This window comes from Paenibacillus agricola (assembly GCF_011440305.1).
Classification (GTDB): domain Bacteria; phylum Bacillota; class Bacilli; order Paenibacillales; family NBRC-103111; genus Paenibacillus_S; species Paenibacillus_S agricola.
In genome coordinates, this window is the sequence record NZ_JAAOIW010000010.1 from 115,408 (window position 1) to 140,408 (window position 25,001).

Here is a 25,001-nt window from a genome sequence, read left to right on the forward strand (position 1 = left end):
AATTACTTTGTCAAATGAAATTTCTAATATAGAGCCTTTATCAAAAGCTATCATTGTGCACGACCTTCAGGACTCGTTCACTGCGCATACTTCGGTCATTTGGGCAGTAGGGCGCTTGTCGGAAGCGTTAGAAAGCCGCCAAATTCGCGTAGCCTTCACAGAGAAATCCACAAATGTTTCAGATACTGCCTTGAAGATCGTCATTGCCGGTCCAGACTCGTCGTTTGTGCATTCTGCGCTTACAACGGCCAACCTGAGCTTGCCCACGGAAGCAGAATCCTTTGCCATTGCCGTATCAGAGGGCATGCTTGTTCTATCAGCCTCGGACACTCGAGGCTTGATTTATGCTGTACTTGAACTGGCAGACCGTGTTCAGCACGGTTCCAGCATTATCGAAGAGCTGCTATCCATAGAATCGTTTGTCGATAAGCCAGCCAATGCCATTAGGAGCATAACACGTTTATTTTCATGCGAGCCCGAGGATAAGCCATGGTTTTACGACAAATCGTTCTGGGATGAATATTTGACCGAATTGATCACGCAAAGGTTTAATCGATTTAGTCTTGCACTGGGCATGGGTTATGATTACGGACATGATCCGGACGTGCATGACAATTACTTTTGCTTCAGTTATCCATTCCTGTTCGATGTTCCCGGTTATGATGTCAAGGTTACAGAGCTTCCTAACGCTGAAAGACAGCAGAATTGGGAGATGCTCCGCTATATCGGGGATGAAGCCAAGCGCAGAGGGCTGCATTTTCAGCTGGGCTTATGGAATCATTCTTATATCTTCACTGAAAGCCCCAATCAGAACTACACGATTGAAGGGATAACGCCGGAAAACCATGCGGAATACTGCCGTGAGGCGATTCGGGTTCTACTCAAGGACTTCCCGGCTATCGACGGACTTACGTTCCGTGTCCATTATGAGGGAGGCATTCCAGAGCCTGCTTATGAATTTTGGCGTGTCGTCATGGAAGGAACGAAGGACGCCGGACGGCGGGTCGAAATCGATATGCACGCCAAAGGTGTTAACGACGAGCTGCTAAAGGTGGCTTTAGCAACAGAGCAGCCGATCTACTTATCTCCCAAATATTGGGCTGAGCATATGGGACCATCCTACCACCAAGCTGCGATCCGCGATGCTGAATTTTTCCAGCCGGTTAATCCGACGATGGGGATGTCATCTATCACGCAATTATCGCGCAGATTTACACGGTATGGATATGCAGATTACTTGCAGCAGGATCGCCAGGTTGGCATTTTGTTTAGGCTATGGCCTGGAACACAGAAGCTGCTGCTCTGGGGTGATCCGGCTATCGCTTCCGGCTACGGTCGTTATTCCAGCTTTAGCGGTAGCCAAGGCGTCGAGTTATGCGAGCCCTTAACGTTCAAGGGTCGCAAGGGCTCCGGCTCCATGGGTGGACGCGAGCCGTATTTGGAGCAGGCTTTGCAGCTGCCTAATCGCGATTGGCTCAAACATAAATACACGTACCGCTTGTGGGGACGCTTATTGTATAACCCGGATGCCAATCCGGTCTCCTGGCAGCGTTACCTGCATAGCGAGTTCGGCAATGCCGCCTCTTCCTATGAGCAGGCGCTTGCGCATGCCAGCCGAATTTTGCCGCTTGTCACTGTAGCGCATCTACCGTCTGCTGCCAATGTTATCTATTGGCCGGAAATGTACACGAACCTGCCAATTGTGAATACCGCAGCTAGCAACCTTTATGCTTTCGATACGCCCAAGCCTGGAACCTTTGGTGCTGCAAGCCCCTTGGACACCGCGCTGTTTTATCGGGTTGACGAGTTTGCCGATGACATTACACAAGGCTTCCGCAAAGGGAAATACTCACCCTTGGAGACAGCCGAACGTCTGGAGCAATTCGCCAACACGGCTGAACAGCACCTGTCTCAGGCGATCAGCCAAGCTCCGGACCAGGAGAAGCCAACGTTTCGCCGTTTTGCGATTGATACGGCGATGTTGGTCGATCTTGGACATTTCTTTGCCAATAAATTCAGAGCGGCTCTGGCTTATGCATTATATGAAAGAACCCAGGATAGGGCCCAGCTGGAGCAAGCTTTGGCTTTCACCCGATCCTCCACAGATACATGGAGGCATCTTGTTTCCATTTCGAAGGATATTTATAAGTCCGATATTACTTTTGGCTTTACTCATCATGTTAGGGGGCATTGGTCGGATCGTTTGCAAGCCATGGAGGACGACCTTGCTGTTATGGAGAATGTAGCCATTGCGGCTCATGAGGCAGTAGAAAAACCGTTGGTTACTGAAAAGCAGGCAGCTGCAGCAAAGTTTCTGCAGGTTAGAAGCCAGTCAAGCCGTGTGGTTTGCAGCCATCAATCCCCGGGTAAGCTTCGTACAGGTGAAGCTTTGGATCTGCTGCTTTCCGTATCCATCCCAGACTCCAGTGCCAATACTCGATTTGCAGCTGCTACAGCCGGACTTAAAGTCAAGCTGCACTATCGCCACGCTAATCAAGGAGAGCATTATGTAGTGGTTGAGATGGCTCGTCAAGACGATAGCTTGTTCTTAGCAAGCGTACCTGCGGCCTATATAGACTCACCGTATGACTTGATTTATTTTTTCGAAATTCACGACAGTGAAGGCGATGCCTGGATGTACCCTGGATTAAATGAACAGATCTCCAATCAGCCTTACTATTTGGTTTCCATCTCATAAATCGAGGAATGGAAGGGTCATTCGACATGGAAAAATTACTGAACATAGCTATAATTGGATGCGGCAATTTGATGTATCATTTCGTGTATGACTGCATGAAGCGGATGCCCTTCAGGCTTGCCGCAGTAAGCCACACTAACGAAGCTGAATTAAACAGATTTACAGACCGCTATGTGGTTCCGAAGGTTTACAGGGACCATAATGACATGCTGAAACACGAGCAGTTGGACGCCGTTATTTGTTTTCCGACGGATGTTCATTCCCACTATACCATCGCCAAAGATTGTTTGCTGGCTCATACTCATGTTTTTATGGAAAGACCTCCTTGTTTGACTATGGAGCAAGCAAGAGATCTATTGGACTTACAAAACCACACGCAGAAATATGTAATGACCCGGTTTAATAAAAGATTCACAACCGCTTATATGATGGCTAAAGAAATCATTGAGAGGGACGAGTTTGGTTCCATAACCATGTACATGTCCAAGTTCCAAGGCTCCGAGAGTGCTTCGGATGAAGCCTTCCTCTTCAATCATGTCAGCCATCATATCGATCTCGCGAGGTATTTGCTGGGGGAAATTAAATCTGTACATGTTGATAAAGTGAAGGTTAACGACCATATGGTAGGATTTAACATTTCATTCATTACGGATTCCAGTGCAATAGGTGTTATTCAGTCGGGCTCCCTGCAAAAAATCGAATATCCCATGGAACGAGTTGAAATTACCGGAATCGGCAGCAATGTGATCGTGGACAATATCCGTCATCTTGAGTACAATCGGCCGGCTCCCAAAAGAGACGGTTTTCAATTAGAAAAATTAGTAGATGGCGGTGATACGCTCCTATGGAATCCCAATCACGGCAATATGTCCAATTTTTCTTACTATGGCTTTGAACATCAGATGCATCATTTTATCACCAGCATTCTAAATCATGCGGTTCCCACACCTAACATGCAGGATACGATTCACACGATAGAGCTGCTGGAGCAAATCAATACGCTGATTCAAAAAGAGTAATCCAGCATTATGCAAGCATCAAATCCAGTAGGTCCGCGAAAGCGCTAAGCATACCTACACCTAAGGAGCGATTTCATTGGCAGACGAATCAACAAATCCAGCAACTTTGCCAGAAGTAATTCTTGTACGTGATCCGCAGGACCTGCTCGCTTCGCACCATTCGGTAGCCTGGGCGGAAGAAATCTTATTTGATGCCTTAACAAACTGCCGAATTTCTGTAAGCCGATCAGAGAAAGAGAAGCCCGTCGCTAAATCCGATGCCTCTGCCGTCCTGCAAATTGTCCTTGCCGGGACCGACTCGCCACTTGTCCAATCGGTGTTAGACACGGCTAAGCTAAGCTTGCCTACTCAGGCAGAATCGTTCGCCGTTGCGGTGTCTAATGGCCTGATGGTATTATCGGCTCCAGATGCACGCGGCTTGATCTATGCCGTGCTTGAATTAGCCGATCGTATACGCTTTGGCGGAGGCACCAACGTCATAGAAGAGCTGCTTGCCACTCCAGCGTTCGCCGATAAGCCGGCGAACGCTATACGGAGCGTTACCCGCTTGTTTGCCAGCGAGCCGGAAGACAAGCCATGGTTTTACGATAAATCGTTCTGGGATGAATACTTGACTGAATTGGCGATGCAGCGGTTTAATCGCTTCAATCTGGCACTTGGCATGGGCTATGACTACGGCCATGATCTGAATGTCCATGATAATTACTTTTGCTTTACTTATCCCTTTCTGTTCAAGGTACCTGGATATGAGGTACAGGTAGCCGGGCTTTCGGATGATGAAAGGCAAAGAAACTGGGATATGCTTCGTTATATAGGAGAAGCTGCCAAACGAAGAGGGCTGCATTTTCAACTAGGCTTATGGAATCATGCTTATGAGTATACGGAAAGCCCTAATCAGAACTACACGGTTGAAGGGATCACACCGGACAATCATGCCGAATACTGCCGTGATGCCATTCGGATGCTGCTGAAGGATTTTCCAACCATTGATGGCCTTACGGTTCGTGTCCATTACGAGGGGGGCATCCCTGAGCCTGCCTACGAATTTTGGCGTGTAGTGTTGGAAGGAACGAAGGACGCTGGACGGCGGGTCGAGATTGACATGCATGCCAAAGGAGTCAATGATGAATTGCTGGAGGTTGCCCTAAGCACACAACAGCCTATTTATTTGTCTCCCAAATATTGGGCGGAGCATATGGGCCCCTCCTACCATCAAGCTGCTATTCGGGACAATGAATTTTCGCCTCCGGTGAATCCTACGATGAAAATGCAAGCGATCACAGCTCTATCGCGCAGATTTACACGATACGGCTACGCGGATTACTTGCGGGACGACCGTCCGGTAGGCATTTTATTCCGAATTTGGCCAGGCACACAAAGGATTTTGTTGTGGGGTGATCCGGCCATTGCTTCGGGATATGGCCGCCTTGCGAGCATTAGCGGCACTCAGGGCGTGGAATGGTGCGAGCCGCTGTCGTTCAAATCGCGTAAAGGGTCGGGAGCACCCGGGGGGCGTGAGCCTTACGAAGACCAAGCGCTACAGCTGCCGAATCGGGAATGGCTCAAGTATAAGTATGCCTATCGTCTATGGGGGCGTCTGTTATATAACCCCGATGCAGACCCGAATTCATGGCAGCGTTACCTGCATGCCGAGTTTGGCAAAGCCGCTCATTCCTACGAGCAAGCGCTTGCCCATGCGAGCAGAATACTGCCGCTTGTCACTGTTGCACATCTTCCATCTGCCGCCAATAATTGGTATTGGCCAGAGATGTACACCAATATGCGGATTGCCAACAACGGAGAGCATAACATCTATACACATGACAGCCCAAGCCCCGGAACGTTTGGTGCTGCAAGCCCGCTGGATACAGCGCTGTTTTACCGAGTTGACGATTTTGCCGACGATATCACTCAAGGCTTTCGCAGCGGGAAATACTCTCCTTTGGAAACGGCAGAGCGTCTGGAGCAATTGGCCGATAAGGCAGAGCAACACTTGGTGCTGGCGACCAGCGAAGCATTGGACACGGAATCCCCTTCGTTTCGCCGTTTTGCCACCGATGTGGCCATGCTGATTGATTTGGGACGTTTTTTCGCCAATAAGTTCCGTGCAGCCCTAGCTTATGCCCTATACAAGCGAACTCAGGATCTGGCTCAGTTGGATCAAGCCTTGGAGACATACCGCTCTGCCAGAAATGCATGGAAGCATTTAGTCTCGATCTCTCAGGGTATATATAAATCCGATATCACCTTTGGCTTTACGCCTCCGATGAGAGGGCATTGGTCTGATCGCCTCCAAGCCATTGAAGCGGACATTGCTGCGATTGACCTTGAGGCCGTTGAGGCACGTAAGGCAGCAGCAAAAACGGTATCTACAGACAAAATGGAGTTTATATCCAAATTCATCCAAACCAACAACCAAAAACAGCGGATGAGCTACAGTCATGAACCTCCAGAGCTTGTGCACAAAGGGGAAGTATTGGATTTGCAAATCTCAGTTCAGGATGCCCCTGACGGGCTTAGAATTGACCTGCACTATCGTCATGCAAATCAGGGTGAGCACTATGTTATTGCTGAGATGTCAGGGCAAGACGGTCGGTTCAATGCTAGTGTGCCTGCTAGCTATACGGCGTCACCTTTTGATTTGATCTATTTCTTCGAGGTACATGATCGTGAAGGCAACGCATGGATGTACCCAGGCTTGAATGATGAGCTATCCAATCAGCCTTATTATCTGGTTGATGTTTCCGGCTCATAGTATTCAAGTATTCATTGTAGCTAGACTGCATAGATCTCAGAGAAATACAAAGAAACCGGGGCTGCTGCAGCAGCTACCCCGCTCTTTGAATAGAAGAAGCACATTAGATCTTCTGTAGCACGAATTTCTCCACCACATGCTTCACGCCATCCTCGTTGTTGCTCAAGGTTACATAGTCAGCAATTTCCTTGAGTGATTCGACCGCATTGCCCATAGCGACACCAAAACCCGCGGCCTCCAGCATTTCATGGTCATTCCAGCTGTCGCCAATCGCGATCACCTCCGACATGTCATAGCCGAAACGCTCCGCCAAAAAGCGGATGGCATGGCCCTTCGTGCCTTCACGGTTAACGATTTCCAGAAAATGCGGCTTCGATTTCGTAATGTGGACAAGATGGCCGATTTGGTCGCGTAGCTCGACTGCAACCTCATCCAGCTTGCCGGGATCATCGATGATGAGCAGCTTGGTGGACGGTTTATCGGCAAGCTCGCGGAACTCGGGATATACAGTGAAAGGGATTTTGGAAAGCGCCGCGTAATTTCGGCTTTTCTCATTATCCTCCTGCACATATAATATATCGTTCAAGTACGTTTGCAGATGCAGGCCATGAAGCTCGCAGTATTCAAAAATATGGTGCGCCGCCTCGGAGGGCACGGAACGCTCATAGAGCGTTTCGCCATCTACGGAATTTTTCACGAGCGAGCCTTGATAAGTAATAAGCGGTACGTTTAACCCTAATTGGGTAGCCATTTGCTTGGCAGAAGCATACATGCGGCCTGTCGCCAATGTCACGGTGACACCTTGCGCCAACGCTTGCTCCAAAGCTTGCTTGGTGCCTTCGGTAATTTCCTTTTTATCATTGATTAATGTGTCGTCAATATCGATTGCCAGCATTTTGTACATCGTTTATACCTACTCCCGTTAGTCTGTTTACGGCTCCTATTATACATGAGATTGGGTGAAGGCACTATATCTTGAGTAGCCGCAATCAGCCGCAGCGGCTTTTATGAGCAGACTGCCGGTTAAAGTGATGCTTCCATTGCCTAGTAACGTGTATACTAAAGAATAGCTTGATCAATCGATAGAGAGAGGAAGATTAACGATGAGCAATCAACAAAAGCTGGGTTTGGGCGGGCATTCATTTATTGAAGCATTGGGCAATGACCCCGAGGCCTCCTTCGAGGAGCAGTGCCAAATTGTTGCCGCCTGCTTGGACAATGGCATTCATGTCATAGATACGACCTTTTATCAGGAGCGGGTAGCGCTGGGACGCGTCCTCCAAGAGCTTGGAAGGCGCGATGAGGCGCATATTATTGCCTGGAATTTTTTCCAGCATGCGGGTCAGACGGATATTTTGGTCAGCTCCACAAGATATGAAGCGCACCATATTGATATCATGCTGGAGGAGCTTAGCACGAACAGGATTGATACGTTGGTGATCCATAGGCATGATAATAAGGAACGGCTGCTGCAGGAGTTTGAGCTTGTGAGGCAGTGGCTGGCGAGCGGCAAAATCAAACGTGTGGCGCTAGGTATGGTGAAGGGTGACGATCTTTTGCAGTTGGATGCGAGCGCTCCCATTTCTTGCGTACTGGCACCTTATAACGCGTTTACTCGGGAAGCGGAGGCTATCTTCATAGACGCCAAGGCCAGAGGCTACGAGGTTATAGCTTTATCCCCATTCGTCCGCGGCTGGAAGCTGGATGAGATTGGCGAGGACAAGGCGAAGGTGGCCGATATCCTTCTGCGCTGGGCGGTGGGCAGCGAGCTGGTTGACCTCGTCATTGTGTCGATGCGCAAAAGTGAATGGGTGGCGACCAACCTGGCTACGGTGCAACGTGGAGCTTTAAGCGACGAGGAAGCTTTACAAGTAGAAGGCTGGGTAGAGCGCCTCGGCGGTAAATAGAAGAGTACCCCCTAAGGTAGTAGGCAAATGTTGCACAGTAACCCCCCATGTATCTGCAGGAGATAAATAGGGGGTTACTGTGCAACAAGTTGAAAACAAATTCATAGATAGAAGAAACTACTTGCTATAACGCCTTACACGCAGCAAAGCTTGCTCACGGTGTCCCATAAAGTTTTCCAATTCACATAAACGGGCAGCATATTGTCCGACAACGACACTTGCCTCATCTGTGCACCTCTGATAGGTGCATGTTTTTAAGAATTTCCCTACCCATAAACCGCCCGTATAACGAGCTGCTCCTTTGGTTGGCAGTGTATGATTCGTGCCGATTACCTTATCTCCATATGCGACATTGGTTTGCGGACCCAAGAAAAGGGCGCCATAATTACGTAATCTGTCGAGGAAATAATCAGGATTCTGAGTTAAGACCTCCACATGCTCGAAAGCAAGCTTATCCGCTTCAACAACGGCCTCAGCTTCATTCTCCACAATAATAATGATCCCATTGTCACGCCACGCGACGGAAGCAATATCCGCTGTGGGGAGAGTTTTCAATTGGCGCTCGATTTCCTTGATGGTTTCATCTGCTAATCGTTGGGAGGTTGTTATTAATGCGCCTGGAGAAGTAGGCCCATGCTCTGCTTGCCCAAGAATATCGCAAGCAATCATTTCGGCATCTGCGGTCTCATCCGCTATAATCAGTGTTTCCGTAGGCCCGGCTAACAGGTCAATACCCACACGCCCAAACAGCTGTCTCTTGGCCTCGGCCACATAGGCATTACCTGGACCAACCAGCATATCCACTGGCTTAATCGTCTCCGTTCCAAGCGCCATAGCTGCTAAAGCCTGCACGCCACCCAGCAGGTAAATTTCGTCGGCTCCGGCCAGTACCATAGCGCAGATTGTCGCTGCCGGTATTTCACCGTTTATGGGAGGCGTACACGCTGCAATACTCGTTACGCCGGCCACCTTCGCTGTTACAATACTCATATGGGCAGATGCGACCATAGGGTATCGACCGCCGGGAATATAGCAGCCAACGCGACTAACCGGAATGTTTTTGTGTCCGAGAATGACACCGGGAATTGTTTCGACTTCGATATCCTTCAGCGCTGATCTTTGCGCTTCAGCAAATCGTCTTACCTGGGCTTGAGCAAATTTAATGTCATTAATTACAGCCTCAGGCACGCTTTGGACAATTTCCTGTAAATGCTCCTGTGAAAGCTTAAAGCTTGCAGGGGACCAATGATCCAATTTGTCAGACCACTCTTGTATAGCACGGTCTCCATGTAGCTCCACATCTGCAATAATACGGCTTACCGTTTCCGAGACCTGTTCCTGAGCCTGCCGAATTTCTTCTTGATTTTTGCCCGTTTTATAATAGATTGCCATCTAATTTCACCCCTTATGTTCATATATGTAATTATACTTTGACTGAACCTAAAACCATGCCCTTTGACAAAATATTTTTGCGGAAACGGGTATACCAGCAGAATACCAGCAGAATGGGCAAGGCGCCAAGGATTGGCTCCGTCAATAAAGGACGCTTCCTCCAATGCCTTGGGATGATAATCGGATCTTGAAATAAGTTCATTGGATCATTTCCGTATTTTTGAGCTGCAACTTCACTTCTACAAGAGCAGGTATCGTTGGATAGGCTTGGCTCCAGTCCTCCCATTTCGTATCATTGCGCCAGCTTGTGGAACGGTACTTTAGCCCAAAGCCAACAGGGTCCATATTCGCTTTTTGGATAACTTGCAAATAGGACTCGATCCTTTCCTTTATAACTTCTTGTGCAAGTTTTTCATAACGACGTAATTCCTTGTTCTCCAAGGGACTTTTTGATTCTATAATGTTTCCGTTCCCACTGATGGTAATATGGAGCGTAGCTGGTTTTGCACTTACGTTCTTTATGGAATATCTAGATCTTGTACTTAGGAGATCAACTGAGAAATTCAAATCCTCACGTTGAATGGGAAAGACGATATGAGGCTGATTTTTGCTGATCATATTGTTGATTTCTGTATTTTTGGGATTAAGTACAAGGCTCGTATGCAAGATATTTTTTTTTGCGAAAACAGCTGTTTGATTAATATCAAAGCCATTACCCTGGAGCGTAACGATTGGAAGAACGGGATCCCAACCTTTCTCATATATTTTGCGGTAAAAGTCGAATAACCTAACTTGGGTAATAAAATTGCTTTCGGTTCCGCTTTTACTTAATGATAAGTATAAATTGTAGCCAGGAAGGCGCGCTGATTTGGGGCGAATATCCAATATGGCTTTTGCATTGGGTTTACCGATGGCTACCAAGGCAATTTTTTGAATAGCCCTATTCCGTGCTAACCAATCTACGGTGGGAAACAAGTCTTTTTTGGCAAGCTCCTCCCCCAATATAATGACCTTCGTTTGCCCAAATTCTAATTCCATGCTTACTTTCGTTTTAATTTTTTCAATCGCCTCAGATATGGTGCTGCCTTCCGCACTACTAACTTCAAATTCATCCTGTTTCTGTTTGGAATTCGGTGATGGAATCGCCAGCTTTAATGAAACGGATATAAGCTTTTCCTTATCGGGAACGCTATCAATCCCAATAGACATAACGAAATAACGTTTATCAATGTCTTGGAATTCGCATCCGCAGAGCAGAAGCATACCGAGAAATACAAACAGAATTAGACTATATTTGAGGGTGCTCAATGCTCTGTGACTCCTTTGCTATTAGGTTGGATGCCAGGGTATCCTTGCGACGGGCCGCAATCATATAGATCCCAACTAATAAGACTTCAAAAACGATACGAAGCGTAATCCAGTACTTGCCGACAAAAAACAATTCATAATCATTAAAAATAAATTTTAGGAAGAACGGAATTCCGGCAAAAATAAGAAGGATCGGCCAAATTGGAATGTGAGCTTTTCCAAATTGGTGCTGCCATAATCCAGTTATCAGATCAAGCGACACTTTCCAGTGTACGATAATGTTAATGATGTTGATGAGCATATACATAACTAGAAAAATAATAAAAACGCGTTCAATTATACCTGTTTCTAAGCTAAGTGAATCTGTTGCGGTAATTAATGGGTATTGATATTTGCCCACTGCTTCTGCTCCGAGAAGTCCAATGGGGATAATAAAGGATAAAATAGTGATGATTAGCATGGATACAGGGATCAGCCAAAAATATTTAATTTTGATCCTATGGGTAAAGGCTTGATTAAACGAGACCATGTCTAAGTAACCGGTGAACGAATAAGTGGCCGCAGCAAAAGAAAATAAGGAGGGTAAGCTTAAAGAATGCATACCAACCTCCATCACCGAATCCCAGTTGAAATCCAAATTGGTTAAAGAGCGTATGTAAATAAAGAGCATCCCACCCAGAATCCCAACAGAAAATATTTCCAATCCAAAAAGTATCGTTCTTGCTTGATAACGGATGACAAAGGTGGTGAGTCCTATGAGTAATACGAGTACCAAAAAAAGCGGCATCTCTGGATTTATTAATAATTTGCTAATATCCACTGCGGGAGAAAGCAGGCTGATACCGGAAACGTACCACAGAGGAGCATACGTGCACATAATGAGTAGCTGGAGCCAGCGAGGGAAATGATTTTTCAATATTTCGGGCATGGAGAGGCTCTCAAATTTCATAAGCGATTTCGTAAACAGATAGAGCAGCAGAGTCCCAAAAGGAATGGCCCATACAATCGACATCGCAGCGCCATCAAATCGATCTTGAATCAGCATCTTGGGCAAGAAGATGATACTGTTCGATATGGTATTAATAAAGATGAGCTGGTAATAATATCGACTCATTGCAATCCGCTTCTTTCTCCCGTGCCCTTGGTATGTGTGAATAGCTGTAAAAAAGGGACACCGTAGTTCGGTAAATTAGTTATATAAAAAACAAGTCCGATAAATCCTATAAGGAGTCCAAGCAATCCAAACAAAAGAGAAAGCATCAGAAAAACATACTTCATAATCCGAACGCCGTAGGACATATTTTGTATAGGTATAACGAAATTGGAAAGAGCGACAGCCGCTACGATGATAACGACCGTATTGCTCACAATACCGGCTTCAATAGCGGCTTGCCCTAGAATAAGCCCTCCCACCGTTGTTCCGGCGGAGCCGACAGCTTTAGGTAATCGAATGCTTGCTTCTGTAAGCAGCTCGATCATGAATAGTAGAAAAAACATTTCAACAAATGCGGGATAGGGTATCATTAAACGGCTGCCTGCAATAGAGAGTGCCAGCTCGACTCGGAAAAATTCGGGGATAAAGGAAGTCACCACAATAAAGGCTCCCGGCAGGAATAATGCCAGAGCAAGCGCGATAAGTCGAATCGCCAACAAGAAATTGCCAATGATCCGTAAGTGATAGAATTCATCCATGGAGTGAAAAAAATCCAAAAAGATCGTAGGTAAAATATAGGCAAGCGATGACCCTTCTACGAGGACAACAATCCTTCCCTCCTGCATATTTTTGACGATGCGATCGGGTCTACCTGTCATAAGTACCGTAGGGAAAATAGCTCCTTTCTGTGTGGTAAGCAGTTGTTGCATTTGGTCGATCCGCTGGATGTCCATTTGCTGGAGCTTTTTTCTCAATTCATTTAATATCGCGGTGTCGACTGCCTCCAGGTCAAATGCAAGAGTCACAGAAAGCTTATTATGCCCTGCCAATTGCTTATACTCCGACTGGAACGTATCCTTCAAATACCGTTGGCGGATCATACGGATATTGGTTTCCAGGCTCCCGGTTAAGGAGTCGTTGGGTCCTAGAATGGTCGGCTCTATACTGGATTCGAATATTTGGGTGCCTTCGAATTTTTTGGCATGGTATACCAAAAGCTCATGCCCTAGAAAGATAACGACCTTACCGTCCCAAATCGCTTGTATAGCGTCGTCCACCGTATGAAATTGCGTACAAGCCGAAAAGGAACTCAGAAAATCGGTGTACTCGTTAAGCTGTTCTATTTGGTAAAAAGGGGCGATGATTTGCGTTTTAATAATCTCAGGATCGCATAGGTTGGTCATGTACATCAAATAGCCATTTTTAGAAGGGTTATATAATTCTTGATGCACAAAATCAACCGTTTTGGAGAAGGTGCTTTGCAGTTGTTGGGAAATCAAAAGGGATTTTTCGTTAATGTCCATATGTTTATATTTTCCTTATGGGTTCGTAAATATTCTTGGATTCCCAGCTTTCCGAATTTGGCTTGTCTCTGTTATAATTAACCCAAAATACCATGCTGCAGCTTAAATGATTGTGGCAGGATGAGTATCGGCCATTGGAGGAAAAAATGAAGGCTTATTTGGATTTACTACAGGATGTTATAGAGCATGGCGTGCGTAAAGAGGATAGAACCGGAACAGGAACGATCTCTGTGTTTGGCAGACAATTACGATTCGATCTACAGCAAGGTTTCCCTTTGTTAACAACGAAGAAGCTTCATATTAAATCGATTGTTCATGAGCTGCTATGGTTTCTGAGCGGCAGCACCAATATTACGTATTTACGTGAAAATGGTGTGAGGATATGGAATGAATGGGCAGACGAGGAAGGCAATTTGGGTCGGGTCTACGGCTCGCAATGGCGTACTTGGCTGGCGCCAAATGGACAAACGATCGACCAGATTACAAACCTGATCCAGCAAATCCGTACGAACCCCGATTCCCGCAGACATTTGGTTAGCGCATGGAATGTAGCGGAGATTGATACAATGGCTTTACCGCCTTGCCACTATGCCTTTCAGTTTTATGTAGCGGAGGGCCGGTTGTCCTGCATGTTCCAAATGCGCTCGATCGACACCTTCCTGGGGCTGCCCTTCAACCTGGCATCGTATGCACTGTTGACTCATATGGTTGCCCAGCAATGTGATTTGGAGGTAGGCGATTTAATATGGACCGGCGGCGACGTGCATATTTACTTAAACCATCTGGAGCAGGTCAGGCTGCAGCTTACAAGAGAGCCCATGCCATTGCCCCGCTTACAGATTAACCAAAAGCCCGCATCCATTCTTGACTATACTTTTGAAGATTTTGAATTCATAGGTTACCAAAGCCATCCCGGTATTAAAGCAGAGATCGCGATATGAAAGGAGCTTCCTGATGACAATATCATTTATTTTTGCTATGGACGAAGCTAGAGGTTTTGGCAAGGATAATAGGATGCCTTGGTATTTGCCGGCGGATTTTGCTTATTTCAAAAGAATGACACTGGAGCACACGATACTAATGGGGCGCAAAACGTTCGATTCGCTGGGGCGCAAGCCTTTACCAAAACGGCATAATGTTATTATGACGAGGGATGAGAGCTTCTCCGCGGAAGGCTGCGATATCGTCCACTCTGTGGAGGAGGCGTTGGAGCGCTTTGGCAGCGGCGGGAGCTGGGAAGGCAAGGAGCTGTTCGTCATCGGCGGTGTGGATGTCTTTCGCAGGTTTATGCCGTATGCGGACCGGATGTATGTGACGGAGATCGCCCATACGTTTGAGGTCGATACGTATTTCCCGGCTATACTCGAAATGGATTGGCGGGAGGTTGCGCGGGAAGCTGGAGTGAAGGACGAGAAAAATGCGTATGACCACGATTATGTGATCTATGAGCGGGTTCGAGTAGCTGAGGAGCACATTGTTGACGGGCTTATCACTCTAGATCCCATCATGGGTGAGGAGACCCAGAGTGAGCAGATCATGAGTAAGCAAATCGTGGAGTGAATGGCTTGTGAGCGAACAGGTACAAAGGCAAAACAGAGAAATGGAGCTGAACGGATGGGTAAGCTACGAATAAAGCGGATTGCTGTTGGCATGGCCGTGGTAGCTGCCATCATGCTGGGGCTGTCTTGGGAGAGTGCTCCGGTGGCAGCGGCCAGTGATTCGGTTACCTTTGACATGGCCACCGTCCAGGCCAACGGCAAAAGCTTTACGGTTCAATGGACAGCGATCGATCTGTTGGATCCGTATCTTCGGGTTATGCCAGTCACAGCGGCAGGGGGTACCGGCCACGTGGAAAGCTTCGCAGATATGGTTGAGCGAAGCAGCGCGGTAGCTGCGGTGAACGGGACGTTCTTCGATGCGTACGAGCAGGACGAAAGCCTGCGGCATCCTAACGGCCTTATCGTAGAATCGGGCGGATTTGTACGCTCGGGAGATAACGTATCGCTAGGTATTAGAACCGATAAGTCCGTGCTGGTCCATCGGCTGGAGACCCAGCTGGCATTCAAGGTCAAGCACAACCAAAGTGTTTATACGGTAACGCCATGGGGAACCAACACCTACTATGGCGATACGGACCTGGACGAGGTGGTTGCTTACACGCATCATTATGCCGAGCAGATTGATCGGCAGGGCGGAGTGAAGGTCGTCATTGACGGCGGACGGATCACCAGCATGACGGAAGAAGCGGCTGCTGTGCCGGAGAATGGCTATGTCATTTATGTAGGGCATTCCACCAACAATGACCGCAATTTGCTTCCTCATCTACATGAAGGCGATGAGGTGGAGGTGGAAGCACTTATGGTAGACGGCAGCAGCTCGGCTACGGAAACGCTGGCGCAGGCATGGGAAACTGCGATTGGCGTGGGTCCGAAGCTCCTGAGCAATGGGCAGGTTGATATTGACTTTGCGCGGGATGGGTTCGATGACCCAAAAATTACGAGCGCAGCCAACGCCCGCAGCTTTGTTGGCGTCGATGGTAGCGGCAGGCTTGTGCTTGGAACGTTATCCGCCGCAACGGTTGAAGATATGGCGTATGCACTAGTGGAGCTCGGCTTGAGCGAAGCAATGAATATGGATGGGGGAGCTAGCTCAGCCCTGTATGTGGAGGGGGCGATGAAACGGCCACCTGGACGGCTGCTGAGCAATGCCTTGGTCGTGAAACGGTTTGACGCACCGCAGGTGCAAGTAACGGTGAATGGAGGCTTCGTCCATGAATACCGGGGTTTTATCCAGCAGGATGTGACGATGGTGCCCTTTCGCGGCATCTTCGAACGAATTCATGCGGACTTTAAGTGGAATGAGCAGGAGCGGGTACTGACCGCCAAACGTGGTACAACCGAGCTGGAGCTTCGACCTGATATGCTGGAAGCAAAGGTCAACGGCAAGCCTGTACAGCTCGACCAATCGCCTGTTATTATAGACGGGCATATCTACATTCCGTTGCGGTTTGTAGCGGAAACATTAGGAGCTACGGTTGGTTGGGATTCGGGGCTTTATCGCGCGACGCTGGAATTGAAATAAACTATAACCTTCCTGTCCGCTTCCATAGTGGATGTGAAGGTTCTTCTTTTTTCCGTAACCACCATCTAGCGCCACAATGCGCGATCAGGTTGCTGCCGATTTGCATTCCGTTATTCTCCTTGTCTGGCTGCTGTTTGTAGCTAGTATTAAGAACGGTTTTTACAGATGCCAGGAACTTTGGCTTGATTGTGGACAAAATTATATGCTACGATTAGTTTATTCCAAGAGACAGCAAGAACAAGGATATGATGGGGTGGAACAATGATAATTGTGAAAAGCAAATCAGAAATTGCACAAATGAAAGAAGCGGGAACGATACTAGCGCTTTGTCACCAAGAAATTGCCAAAATGATCCGCCCTGGTATAACCAGCTGGGAAATTGATCTGTTTGTCGAGAAATTTCTGCAAGAGCATGGTGCCACACCTGAACAAAAAGGGTTTAATGGCTATCAATATGCAACCTGTGCATCGGTTAATGATGTAATTTGCCATGGCTTTCCGAAAAAAGAGCCGTTGCTAAATGGAGATATTGTAACGATTGATATGGTCGTCAATTTAAACGGTTGGTTAGCGGACTCCGCCTGGAGCTATCGAGTAGGCACGGTTTCCGAGGTAGCCGATAAGCTACTGAGGGTAACCGAGGAGAGCTTGATGCGCGGCATTGCGCAAGCCAAGATTGGTAACCGTATGGGCGATATAGGTTATGCGATTCAATCGTATGTTGAGTCTGAGGGCTTCTCGGCTGTACGCGATTTTGTCGGCCACGGCATCGGACAGGATATGCATGAAGAGCCCCAGGTTCCCCACTATGGATTGCCTAATAGGGGGATCCGCTTCACAGAAGGCATGGTCATTACGATCGAGCCGATGATTAACGAGCATGCCTACCAAACCAAGCTGGATGGAGATGGATGGACGGCGAGAACCTTGGATGGGGGATTGTCCGCTCAATATGAGCATACGATTGCCATAACCAGTGACGGACCCTTGATTCTTACCCAGCTGTAATAGCTATGAAAAAGCGGGCAAACACCTAAAGATGGGTGTTTGCCCGCTTTTTACTTATAGAAGGAATAAAGCCTCAAACGCCTCCTTGCCAAAATAGAAGCCAAATCCAAGAAGCGACAAGCCGGATACAATGGAGATGACGGATAGCGAGCGGGGAGTTAAATAAGCCCTGAATGTGCTGGCCAACCCAGCCATAATGATGTCCCATAGTAGAATCCCGGCAAAAAGCGCCGCGGTATTTAACATCAGGTGGGCTGTGCTGGAGGTGGTTACGCTTTCCACCAATACCGAGCCGTAAATACCGAGCCAAAAAAGAATAGTCAAGGGGCTTGAAATGGCTAACAGGAAGCCCGAGGTAAAGGAGGCGAGGGCATGATCCTCGCTTCTGGATCTCGTAGCTGTCGTGTGGAGCTTGAATGCACCAAGCAAGCTTTCCGTTCCCGAATAGAACAGAATAAAACTGCCGAATAACCACAGAAACGTTTTCATAAAAGGTGTAGTCAGAAAATGGACAACGCCCAAATAAATCAATATTAAAAATACGGCATCGGCGATCATAGCGCCCATTCCCAATAACCAAGCCTGCAAAAAGCCCTTCTTGATCCCCTTGTCCAATTGTGCCGCATTAACTGGGCCAATGGGTGCTGCCAACGATAGTCCCAAAACAAAAAAACCAAGCACAGAGCTCATCTGGCCCTCCCTCCCGTTTCGCCTCACGAATGACCCATCGTTATGACCGTTAGCTAGCTATGACCCATCGTTACCCAATAGGCTTGTTCCATTCCTTCTTGTTCATCCTATTCGTACTAATTGCCCTGTATAACTGCAAGCGCAAAAAGAGTCCCTGCCTTGGATGAGGCTGGGACTCCGATTTTGTTGACGAGTAAGAATAGCGGACACAGAAGACGCTATTTGCTCATAACGTCTGTTACAGATAAGCCTTCAGACAGCGGGGCCGGCTCACGCTTAAAGCTCGATTTGCTGTAGCGGCTGCACGGCCGGTCCTTCAATAACCGCACCACTCGGGTCAAAACGTGAACCATGGCAGGGGCAGTCCCAGGATCGTTCCCCATTGTTCCATTCGAGCTCACAGCCCATATGGGTACAGGTGGTATCAACCAGATGCAGCTTTCCTTGCGCGTCCTTGTAGGCGCCTGCCCGTTTTCCGTCGATCTGGACGACAGCTCCTTCGTCAAGGTCCAGTATGTCAACTTCTAGGCTAACGGACTCTAGCTTACCTGCTATAAGGTGTTTGGCAACGTCAAAATTTTGGATGAGCAAATTTTTGACACTCGGATCCGCTACGAAACGGGAAGGGGTGAACAATTCGGTGTATTTGGATTCTTTGTCTGTGAGCTGGTCTTTGAGCAGCAGTGCTGCGGCTGTCCCATTGGTCATGCCCCACTTTCTGTATCCGGTCGCTACCCAGATATTAGGATGGCTTGACGTGATTTGTCCGATATAGGGGACCTTGTCCAATGTCATCCAGTCCTGCGCAGACCAATGGTAGCGAATCGCTTGAATGCCAAAGGTTTGCTCACCGAATTGCTCCAGATTGCGATAATGGGCAAGTGTATCTTCGCTTTGCCCGGTTTTATGGGAATCACCACCGATGATGACTAGTGACTCACCGCCGAGCTGAACCGATCTTATGGAGCGTTTCGGATCATCTACGCTTAGGTACATCCCGCCAGGATAAGCCTTGGTTGGTTTGATCGCCATCAGGTAGGAGCGCTCGGGATGAATGCGGGTGAAATAAAGCCCGCCCCCGTCATAGAATGGAAAATGCGAGCTGGCAACTACATGGCGGCACGTAATCCGCCTTCCGCCCATGGTGATTAGGGTGGGAAGCTCGCCTTGCTCTAGCTTTTCATCAATACGCGTATTCTCGTATATGAGGCCTCCCGCTTTTTCAAAACGGTCAATCAGGCCATTCATATATTTCACAGGATGGAACTGCGCTTGCCTAGATAGCCGAAGGGCGGCCTGCACTTCGATCGGCACCGGAATCGCATCCAACAGCTTACCGGGTATGCCCAGTTCCATATACGCTTCATATTCCTGCCGCAGCTTTTCCGCGGATTCCGCAGTTTGCGCATACAGATAAGCATCCTGCTCCGTCCACTCACATTCAATATCGAGCTCGGATGCCGTCCGCCTCATAAAATGCAAGGCCTCCTTGTTAGCCTCATAATAAAGACCGGCTTTGTCCACGCCAAAATGGTCGATAAGTTCCTTATAAATCAGGTCATGCTGGACGGTTACCTTGGCTGTCGTGTTGCCTGTGGTTCCATGAATAATTTGGTTGGCTTCGAGCAGGGCAACGCGATGGCCCTCTTCAGCAAGGAGATAAGCAAGCGTCACGCCAGTGATTCCGGCTCCGACTATCGCATAATCGACCTCAATATCCTTATCAAGTGTTGGGAAGGAGCGGGGAGGGGATGAAGCTAACCAAAGGGACTCTGTGTAGTCGGGAAGCAAGCTTGCAGTGGTCGGTCGGTTCGTAGTCAAGGTGTTCACTCCTTCTACGCAATTTCTATTGCGATTGTTTAGGCTCTCATGTCCATGATTACCATGATTCACTTGAGGTAAACTACTAAGTTCAATAGAACAGCTATAAACTGCTAGCGTTAAATTTACAAGTCAATAGTATAACCGCTTTCTGAGAATAAATTTCATTCTGGAGTTTACCTATAGGACTAAGCAGTGATAAGCTAATAAGCAAGAACAAACAGCGGGTAAAGGCGAGTGGTAAAGAATGAAACAGGTAACATGGCTTCAAATTCTTATCGTTTCTTTTCAATTAGGATTGACCTCATTCGGTGGTCCCGTAGCGCATTTAGGTTATTTTCATGAAAAATATGTCAAGCGCAAGCAGTGGATCGATGAACACAGCTATGCTGATCTGGTTGCCCTATGCCAGTTCCTGCCGGGTCCCGCTAGCAGCAAGGTTGGCATTGGGATCGGCTTTATGTGCGGCGGGGTGCTTGGGGCGATTATGGCCTGGATCGGCTTTACGCTTCCCTCAGCGGCAGTGCTTGCTGTGTTTGCCTATTTATCCCAAGGGATGGATAGTGGCAGCGCAGGCTGGCTTCATGGGCTTAAGCTGGCGGCAGTAGCCATTGTGGTGCAGGCTGTATGGGGAATGGGCAAAAGCCTTGCACCCGACAAGGGCAGGGCGACGATCGCAATTCTTACAGCAGCTATTTCCCTGCTGGTTCCATCAACGTATACGCAAGTGCTGCTTCTAATATCGGCAGGCATCGTTGGTTTATTATTGTATAAGCCTAATAGCAGTGGACCAAGCAGTAAACCAGATAGTGAACAAGCTCTCCTTGGCACCACTTCGGCGCTATCCTCACCCTTGTATAAAAAGCTGGCGATCTGCTGCCTGATTGCCTTTTTTGTTTTACTGTTTGCGCTGCCCTTGCTGCGGTCGATCTATCCGAATATTTGGCTGGCGATGTTCGATAGCTTTTACCGGACAGGGGCACTGGTATTCGGTGGTGGGCATGTCGTACTGCCTTTACTGGAGCAGGAGATGGTTCCCACAGGCTGGCTGGGCAAGGAGCAATTTCTTGCCGGTTATGGTGCCGCACAAGCGATTCCGGGTCCTTTATTTACGTTCGCTTCGTATTTGGGCTTCATGATCCACGGCTGGACGGGGGCTGTAGTGGCAACGCTGTCCATTTTCCTGCCTGCGTTTCTATTGGTAATGGGAGCATTGCCCTTCTGGAACCAGCTACGCAGCCACCCTCACACCAGAGGGGCGCTAACCGCAATTAATGCTGCTGTTGTTGGTATTCTGTTAGCCGCGTTGTATGATCCGGTTTGGACTAGCACGGTGAAAACACCCGCTGACTTTGTACTGGCACTCTTTTTGTATGGAGCTCTGCTGTTCTGGAAGCTTCCTTCATGGTGTGTAGTTGCGTTGTCCATTGTTGGTGGGATGCTGCTTGGAGCCTTGTAAGGGAGCATTTTCCGCAAAAATCGACAAACCCGTCCCTTTTTTGATAAAATTAATAAATTCGTGCTGGTTAATGCAACCTTTACACCCATTAAAGGGTATATAGAGGTAACAGTACAATTATATGGGACGGGGATTATATATGAAGAAGAAAATATGGATTACCGTAGGCATTTGTTTGGTGGTGCTTGCAGGCATTGCGGGGATTACGAGCTTTTATACATACTCCATTTACAGCCAGGCCGAGGTGGCCATTGAAAAGATAGGTACTCCTGTTGTAGTGCCGGTTCAAGAGTCAGCGAAGGTGAAGCCGATTACGTTATTGTTGCTGGGTGTCGATCATCGCCCCGAAACAGGGAGCTTGAATTCGGACGTGATTATGGTCGTAACCTTGAACCCGGAAAATAAAGCAGCAACCGTAGTATCGCTACCACGCGATTTGCAGTTGGAGCCTGAAGGGCTGGAAGCGAGAAAAGCCAACTATTATTATCCTCATTTTATGATAAAAGATAAAGAAAACGCATTGGCGCTTACCAAAGACGTATTTAGCAACTTTTTAGGTGTTCCCATTGATTATGCAGTTACAGTGAATTTTGAAGGCTTTCGTAATGTAGTGGATCTAATAGGCGGTCTAACGCTTAACGTGGATATGGATATGCGATATGTGGACAATGAAGACGGGACGAATATCGATTTGAAGCAGGGTGTTGCCACATTAAATGGCAAAGAGGTGCTCGACTTCGTCCGGTACCGCAAATCGAATCGCAATACGGAGGAATCAAGCGATTTAGAGCGTAACGAGAGGCAGCAGCAGGTGCTCAATGAGCTATTAAGCTCGCTGAAAAGCGTAGACGGAGTGACAAAGCTGGGCTCCATCATTGAAACGGTGGGGAACCAAATCTCCACGGATGTACCTTCCTTGCAGCTTCGTGATTTGATTCGCACTTATTTTGATATCTCACCAGCGAATGTAGCTTACATTCCGTTAGATGGTGCGTGGGTAAGCCCGTACATCGTGGTATCGCAGGAGGAGCTTGCAAAAGCGCGCGATGCTTTGCAGGCGCAGCAGGGCGGCAGCGCGTTGCCGGGCACCGGAACGAGCGGCATGGCTGGAGCGGGCAACAGCACAGACACGAGCGCAGGGAGCGGCACAGCAGGCAGTAGCGGAAGTGGTGCAGCAGGCAGCAGCGGAAGCGGCGTAGCAGGCAGCAGCGGAAGTGGTGCGAAGCCAGGAACAGGGACGGGAAGTTCCGGAGCTAGTGAAGGAAGCAGCGCGAAGCCAGGAGCGGGAGCAAGCGGCGAAAGCGCCGGAACGGGCACTCCTAAAACGACCGATTCAGCCACTCCTAAGCCACCTGCGAGCAATAACAATCCAAGCGTTGGCAATTCGACTTATGGTAATCGAGTAGTGGAATAAGGATTGGCTCCAACAACAAGCAAAAGGCAACCTGCTAAGAGAGGTTGCCTTTTGTTCGTGCTGGCCACTGTCCAGTTGCTTTTCATCGCAGGAAGCCCAGACAATCGCTCCCGATTTTAGGGAAGTATAATTTCGTCGCCAGGATAAATGCGGTTAGGATTAAGAATTTTGTTCAATTCTTGCAGCTTGCGCCAAGTAGTTGCATAAAGATTAGCGATTTTGGAGAGCGAGTCGCCAGGCTTGACGATATATACCTTCAACTGGTCTTGCTGCATAGCTGGAGTTGTCGGAACCTTTGGAACTGTTGGAGCTACCGGAGCTGCTGGAACAGCAGGTGTTGTCGGGGCAGGGGAAGCCATCTTCGCCACAATACGGCCCTCAACCTTCGGAAGCTTACTTCCAACGCTCTGCATATACGAAATCACCGCTTCTTCAAGTGAAGAGAAATCATTCGCAATAGGGTATTCCTTGAACATTGTATATTGGTCGCCGCCTGCAGCCATAAAATCATTCGTGGCCAGCAGATAAGTTTGGTTCAAGTCGAGCGGTTTGCCTTTGATTGCTACTGAGGTTACACGGCTGCCACCAGGCTGGGAAGCGTCGAATTCGAATACAACACCAGCTACATGAGGGAAGCCTCCTAGTTCACCAGGATAACCAGCTACGCCAAGCTCAAGTGCAGCTTTAATATCCGAGCCCTTGACATTTTTGGTTTGAATGTAGTTGCCGAAGGGGAGCACTGTAATGATCTGCCCTTTCGTCACTTGGCCAGCCTCGATGGATGCCCGGATGCCTCCACCATTCGTTATGGCTACATCGGCACCCGTCTCCTTAAGCATTGCGTCAGTAATCAGGTTGCCGAGGTTGGACTCGCCCTTACGGACAACCGTGCGTTCACCAATCAGCTTCTCGCTAGTAGAGCCAACGACTTGGGAAAGCACGTCTTCCTGACTTTTTTTAACATCATTGATGATATCCAATATGGCTGGGTCTGCTTGAATCTGCTCGGCATCCTTGCGAGTGATCAAGCTTGCTGTTTTACTAGTCAGCTTCCCGGCTTCGAAGGTCAGCTGGATCTTTCCGATATTTTTGCTATATTCACCGGTCTGTGCGATCAACACATTACCGACCATCGTTCCTTTTTCCATCACCGTATGGCTATGTCCGTCGATAATCAAATCGATTTCGGGTACTTGCTCGGCCAGCTTCTTGCTTGTATCGATACTGGTAGTGTCTACGCCCAGATGCGTGACAGCAATAATCACGTCAACCTTGCCTTTAAGCTCGGCCACCTGTAGCTTGGCTTCTTGGACGGGATCGGCAAACGTAATGCCTTCGACGTTTTTGGGATGGGTTTTGTATGCTGTTTCCGGTGTGGATAAACCGAAGATGCCGATTTTTACACCATTCATTTCTTTAATTAGATTAGTGCCGATTAATCGGCTTCCATCCGCTTTTTTAACATTAGCGCCAAGTACAGGGAATTTGGTCTGCTTCGCTAGCTCAACCAAGTGGGCACTGCCGTAGTTGAAGTCGTGGTTGCCGGCAGCCATGGCGTCATAACCAACGGTGTTCATGATCTTCACAATGCTCTCTCCACGTACGAGGTTGGCGATGGTTTGTCCATGGAAGGTGTCTCCGGCATCAATCATGAGCGTGTTTGGGTTGGACGCTTTTTGCTGCTTTAGAAGGGTAGACAATTTCGCATAACCAATGCTGTCTGCACTTTCTTCCACCCTGCTATGTATATCGTTGGTGTGGAGGATGGTGATCGTTTGGCTCGCTTGTGTGCCTGTAGGCGCATTTGCTGTACCCGCAGGACCGCCGCCTTCAGCTGCAAAAACCGGTGTAACTGAGGATAAGACCAGAAGCGATACCAGAGTCGAGAATGCCCATTTGTTCATTTTTCTCATACTTGCTTGCCTCCTTAGAATAAGTATTCAGAACATTCAGAACCCGAAATCTATTCTATTGTACCATTCCTGTGTAAAT

Annotated in this window: 18 protein-coding genes and 1 pseudogene; 10 read left to right on the top strand and 9 right to left on the bottom strand. The window is 48.1% G+C overall.

Annotated features, from left to right (window positions below; all coding sequences use genetic code 11):
* Positions 1 to 7: 7 nt before the first annotated feature.
* The 3 genes from G9U52_RS24495 to G9U52_RS24505 all read left to right on the top strand — a co-directional run bounded on the left by G9U52_RS24495 (position 8) and on the right by G9U52_RS24505 (position 6,472).
* The gene (locus G9U52_RS24495; RefSeq protein WP_166153281.1) at positions 8 to 2,698 is read left to right on the top strand and encodes a hypothetical protein; all 2,691 of its coding nucleotides are present in this window, start codon (positions 8 to 10) and stop codon (positions 2,696 to 2,698) included.
* Between the two features lie 26 nt (positions 2,699 to 2,724).
* Complete coding sequence (locus G9U52_RS24500) at positions 2,725 to 3,717, top strand: Gfo/Idh/MocA family protein (protein ID WP_166153282.1); 993 nt, start codon at positions 2,725 to 2,727, stop codon at positions 3,715 to 3,717.
* A 76-nt stretch (positions 3,718 to 3,793) separates the two neighbouring features.
* Positions 3,794 to 6,472 (top strand): hypothetical protein, encoded by a 2,679-nt coding sequence (locus G9U52_RS24505; protein WP_166153283.1) that lies wholly within the window; start codon positions 3,794 to 3,796, stop codon positions 6,470 to 6,472.
* Positions 6,473 to 6,575: 103 nt separating this feature from the next.
* On the opposite strand, the gene G9U52_RS24510 is transcribed toward G9U52_RS24505, so the two are convergent.
* Positions 6,576 to 7,376 carry a Cof-type HAD-IIB family hydrolase gene (locus G9U52_RS24510; protein ID WP_166153284.1) on the bottom strand — a complete coding sequence of 267 codons (801 nt, stop codon included), beginning with the start codon at positions 7,374 to 7,376 and terminating at the stop codon, positions 6,576 to 6,578.
* Positions 7,377 to 7,575: 199 nt separating this feature from the next.
* Here G9U52_RS24510 and G9U52_RS24515 point away from each other — a divergent pair, with 199 nt between their 5' ends.
* A complete protein-coding gene (locus G9U52_RS24515; protein WP_166153285.1) occupies positions 7,576 to 8,379 on the top strand; it encodes an aldo/keto reductase in 804 nt (267 codons plus the stop codon).
* A 117-nt stretch (positions 8,380 to 8,496) separates the two neighbouring features.
* Here the strand turns inward: G9U52_RS24515 and hisD are convergent, their stop codons facing one another.
* The 5 genes from hisD to G9U52_RS24535 are packed head-to-tail and all read right to left on the bottom strand — an operon-like array spanning position 8,497 to position 13,536.
* Positions 8,497 to 9,771, bottom strand: coding sequence for a histidinol dehydrogenase (gene hisD / locus G9U52_RS24520; protein WP_166153286.1), 1,275 nt, complete (start codon positions 9,769 to 9,771; stop codon positions 8,497 to 8,499).
* A gap of 31 nt (positions 9,772 to 9,802) precedes the next feature.
* Complete coding sequence (locus tag G9U52_RS39360) at positions 9,803 to 9,973, bottom strand: hypothetical protein (RefSeq protein ID WP_207953176.1); 171 nt, start codon at positions 9,971 to 9,973, stop codon at positions 9,803 to 9,805.
* Positions 9,970 to 11,079, bottom strand: coding sequence for a Ger(x)C family spore germination protein (locus G9U52_RS24525; protein ID WP_166153287.1), 1,110 nt, complete (start codon positions 11,077 to 11,079; stop codon positions 9,970 to 9,972). The genes G9U52_RS39360 and G9U52_RS24525 overlap by 4 nt, the downstream gene beginning before the upstream one ends.
* Positions 11,060 to 12,193 (bottom strand): GerAB/ArcD/ProY family transporter, encoded by a 1,134-nt coding sequence (locus tag G9U52_RS24530; RefSeq protein ID WP_166153288.1) that lies wholly within the window; start codon positions 12,191 to 12,193, stop codon positions 11,060 to 11,062. The genes G9U52_RS24525 and G9U52_RS24530 overlap by 20 nt, the downstream gene beginning before the upstream one ends.
* On the bottom strand, positions 12,190 to 13,536 hold the full coding sequence (locus G9U52_RS24535; protein WP_166153289.1) for a spore germination protein: 1,347 nt from the start codon (positions 13,534 to 13,536) through the stop codon (positions 12,190 to 12,192). The genes G9U52_RS24530 and G9U52_RS24535 overlap by 4 nt, the downstream gene beginning before the upstream one ends.
* A 146-nt stretch (positions 13,537 to 13,682) precedes the next feature.
* Here G9U52_RS24535 and G9U52_RS24540 point away from each other — a divergent pair, with 146 nt between their 5' ends.
* From G9U52_RS24540 to map, 4 genes and pseudogenes are all read left to right on the top strand, one after another.
* Positions 13,683 to 14,477 (top strand): thymidylate synthase, encoded by a 795-nt coding sequence (locus tag G9U52_RS24540; protein WP_166153290.1) that lies wholly within the window; start codon positions 13,683 to 13,685, stop codon positions 14,475 to 14,477.
* Between the two features lie 13 nt (positions 14,478 to 14,490).
* Positions 14,491 to 14,988 (top strand): annotated as a pseudogene (locus G9U52_RS24545) (dihydrofolate reductase); the annotation flags it as partial.
* Between the two features lie 162 nt (positions 14,989 to 15,150).
* Positions 15,151 to 16,617 carry a phosphodiester glycosidase family protein gene (locus G9U52_RS24550; RefSeq protein ID WP_166153292.1) on the top strand — a complete coding sequence of 489 codons (1,467 nt, stop codon included), beginning with the start codon at positions 15,151 to 15,153 and terminating at the stop codon, positions 16,615 to 16,617.
* Between the two features lie 261 nt (positions 16,618 to 16,878).
* Positions 16,879 to 17,625, top strand: a complete 747-nt coding sequence (gene map, locus G9U52_RS24555) for a type I methionyl aminopeptidase (RefSeq protein ID WP_166153293.1) — start codon at positions 16,879 to 16,881, stop codon at positions 17,623 to 17,625.
* A gap of 54 nt (positions 17,626 to 17,679) precedes the next feature.
* Here the strand turns inward: map and G9U52_RS24560 are convergent, their stop codons facing one another.
* Entirely contained in the window at positions 17,680 to 18,315 is a 636-nt protein-coding gene (locus G9U52_RS24560; protein WP_166153294.1) for a LysE family transporter, read from the bottom strand.
* 276 nt (positions 18,316 to 18,591) lie between these two features.
* Positions 18,592 to 20,136, bottom strand: a complete 1,545-nt coding sequence (locus G9U52_RS24565; protein WP_243767531.1) for an FAD-dependent oxidoreductase — start codon at positions 20,134 to 20,136, stop codon at positions 18,592 to 18,594.
* Between the two features lie 247 nt (positions 20,137 to 20,383).
* On the opposite strand from G9U52_RS24565, the gene G9U52_RS24570 reads away from it, so the two are divergent.
* Positions 20,384 to 21,595 carry a chromate transporter gene (locus G9U52_RS24570; RefSeq protein ID WP_166153295.1) on the top strand — a complete coding sequence of 404 codons (1,212 nt, stop codon included), beginning with the start codon at positions 20,384 to 20,386 and terminating at the stop codon, positions 21,593 to 21,595.
* 139 nt (positions 21,596 to 21,734) lie between these two features.
* A complete protein-coding gene (locus tag G9U52_RS24575; protein ID WP_166153296.1) occupies positions 21,735 to 23,009 on the top strand; it encodes an LCP family protein in 1,275 nt (424 codons plus the stop codon).
* A 116-nt stretch (positions 23,010 to 23,125) separates the two neighbouring features.
* On the opposite strand, the gene G9U52_RS24580 is transcribed toward G9U52_RS24575, so the two are convergent.
* Positions 23,126 to 24,913: a 5'-nucleotidase C-terminal domain-containing protein gene (locus G9U52_RS24580; protein ID WP_375790282.1), complete on the bottom strand. Its 1,788-nt coding sequence runs from the start codon at positions 24,911 to 24,913 to the stop codon at positions 23,126 to 23,128.
* Positions 24,914 to 25,001 lie beyond the last annotated feature (88 nt).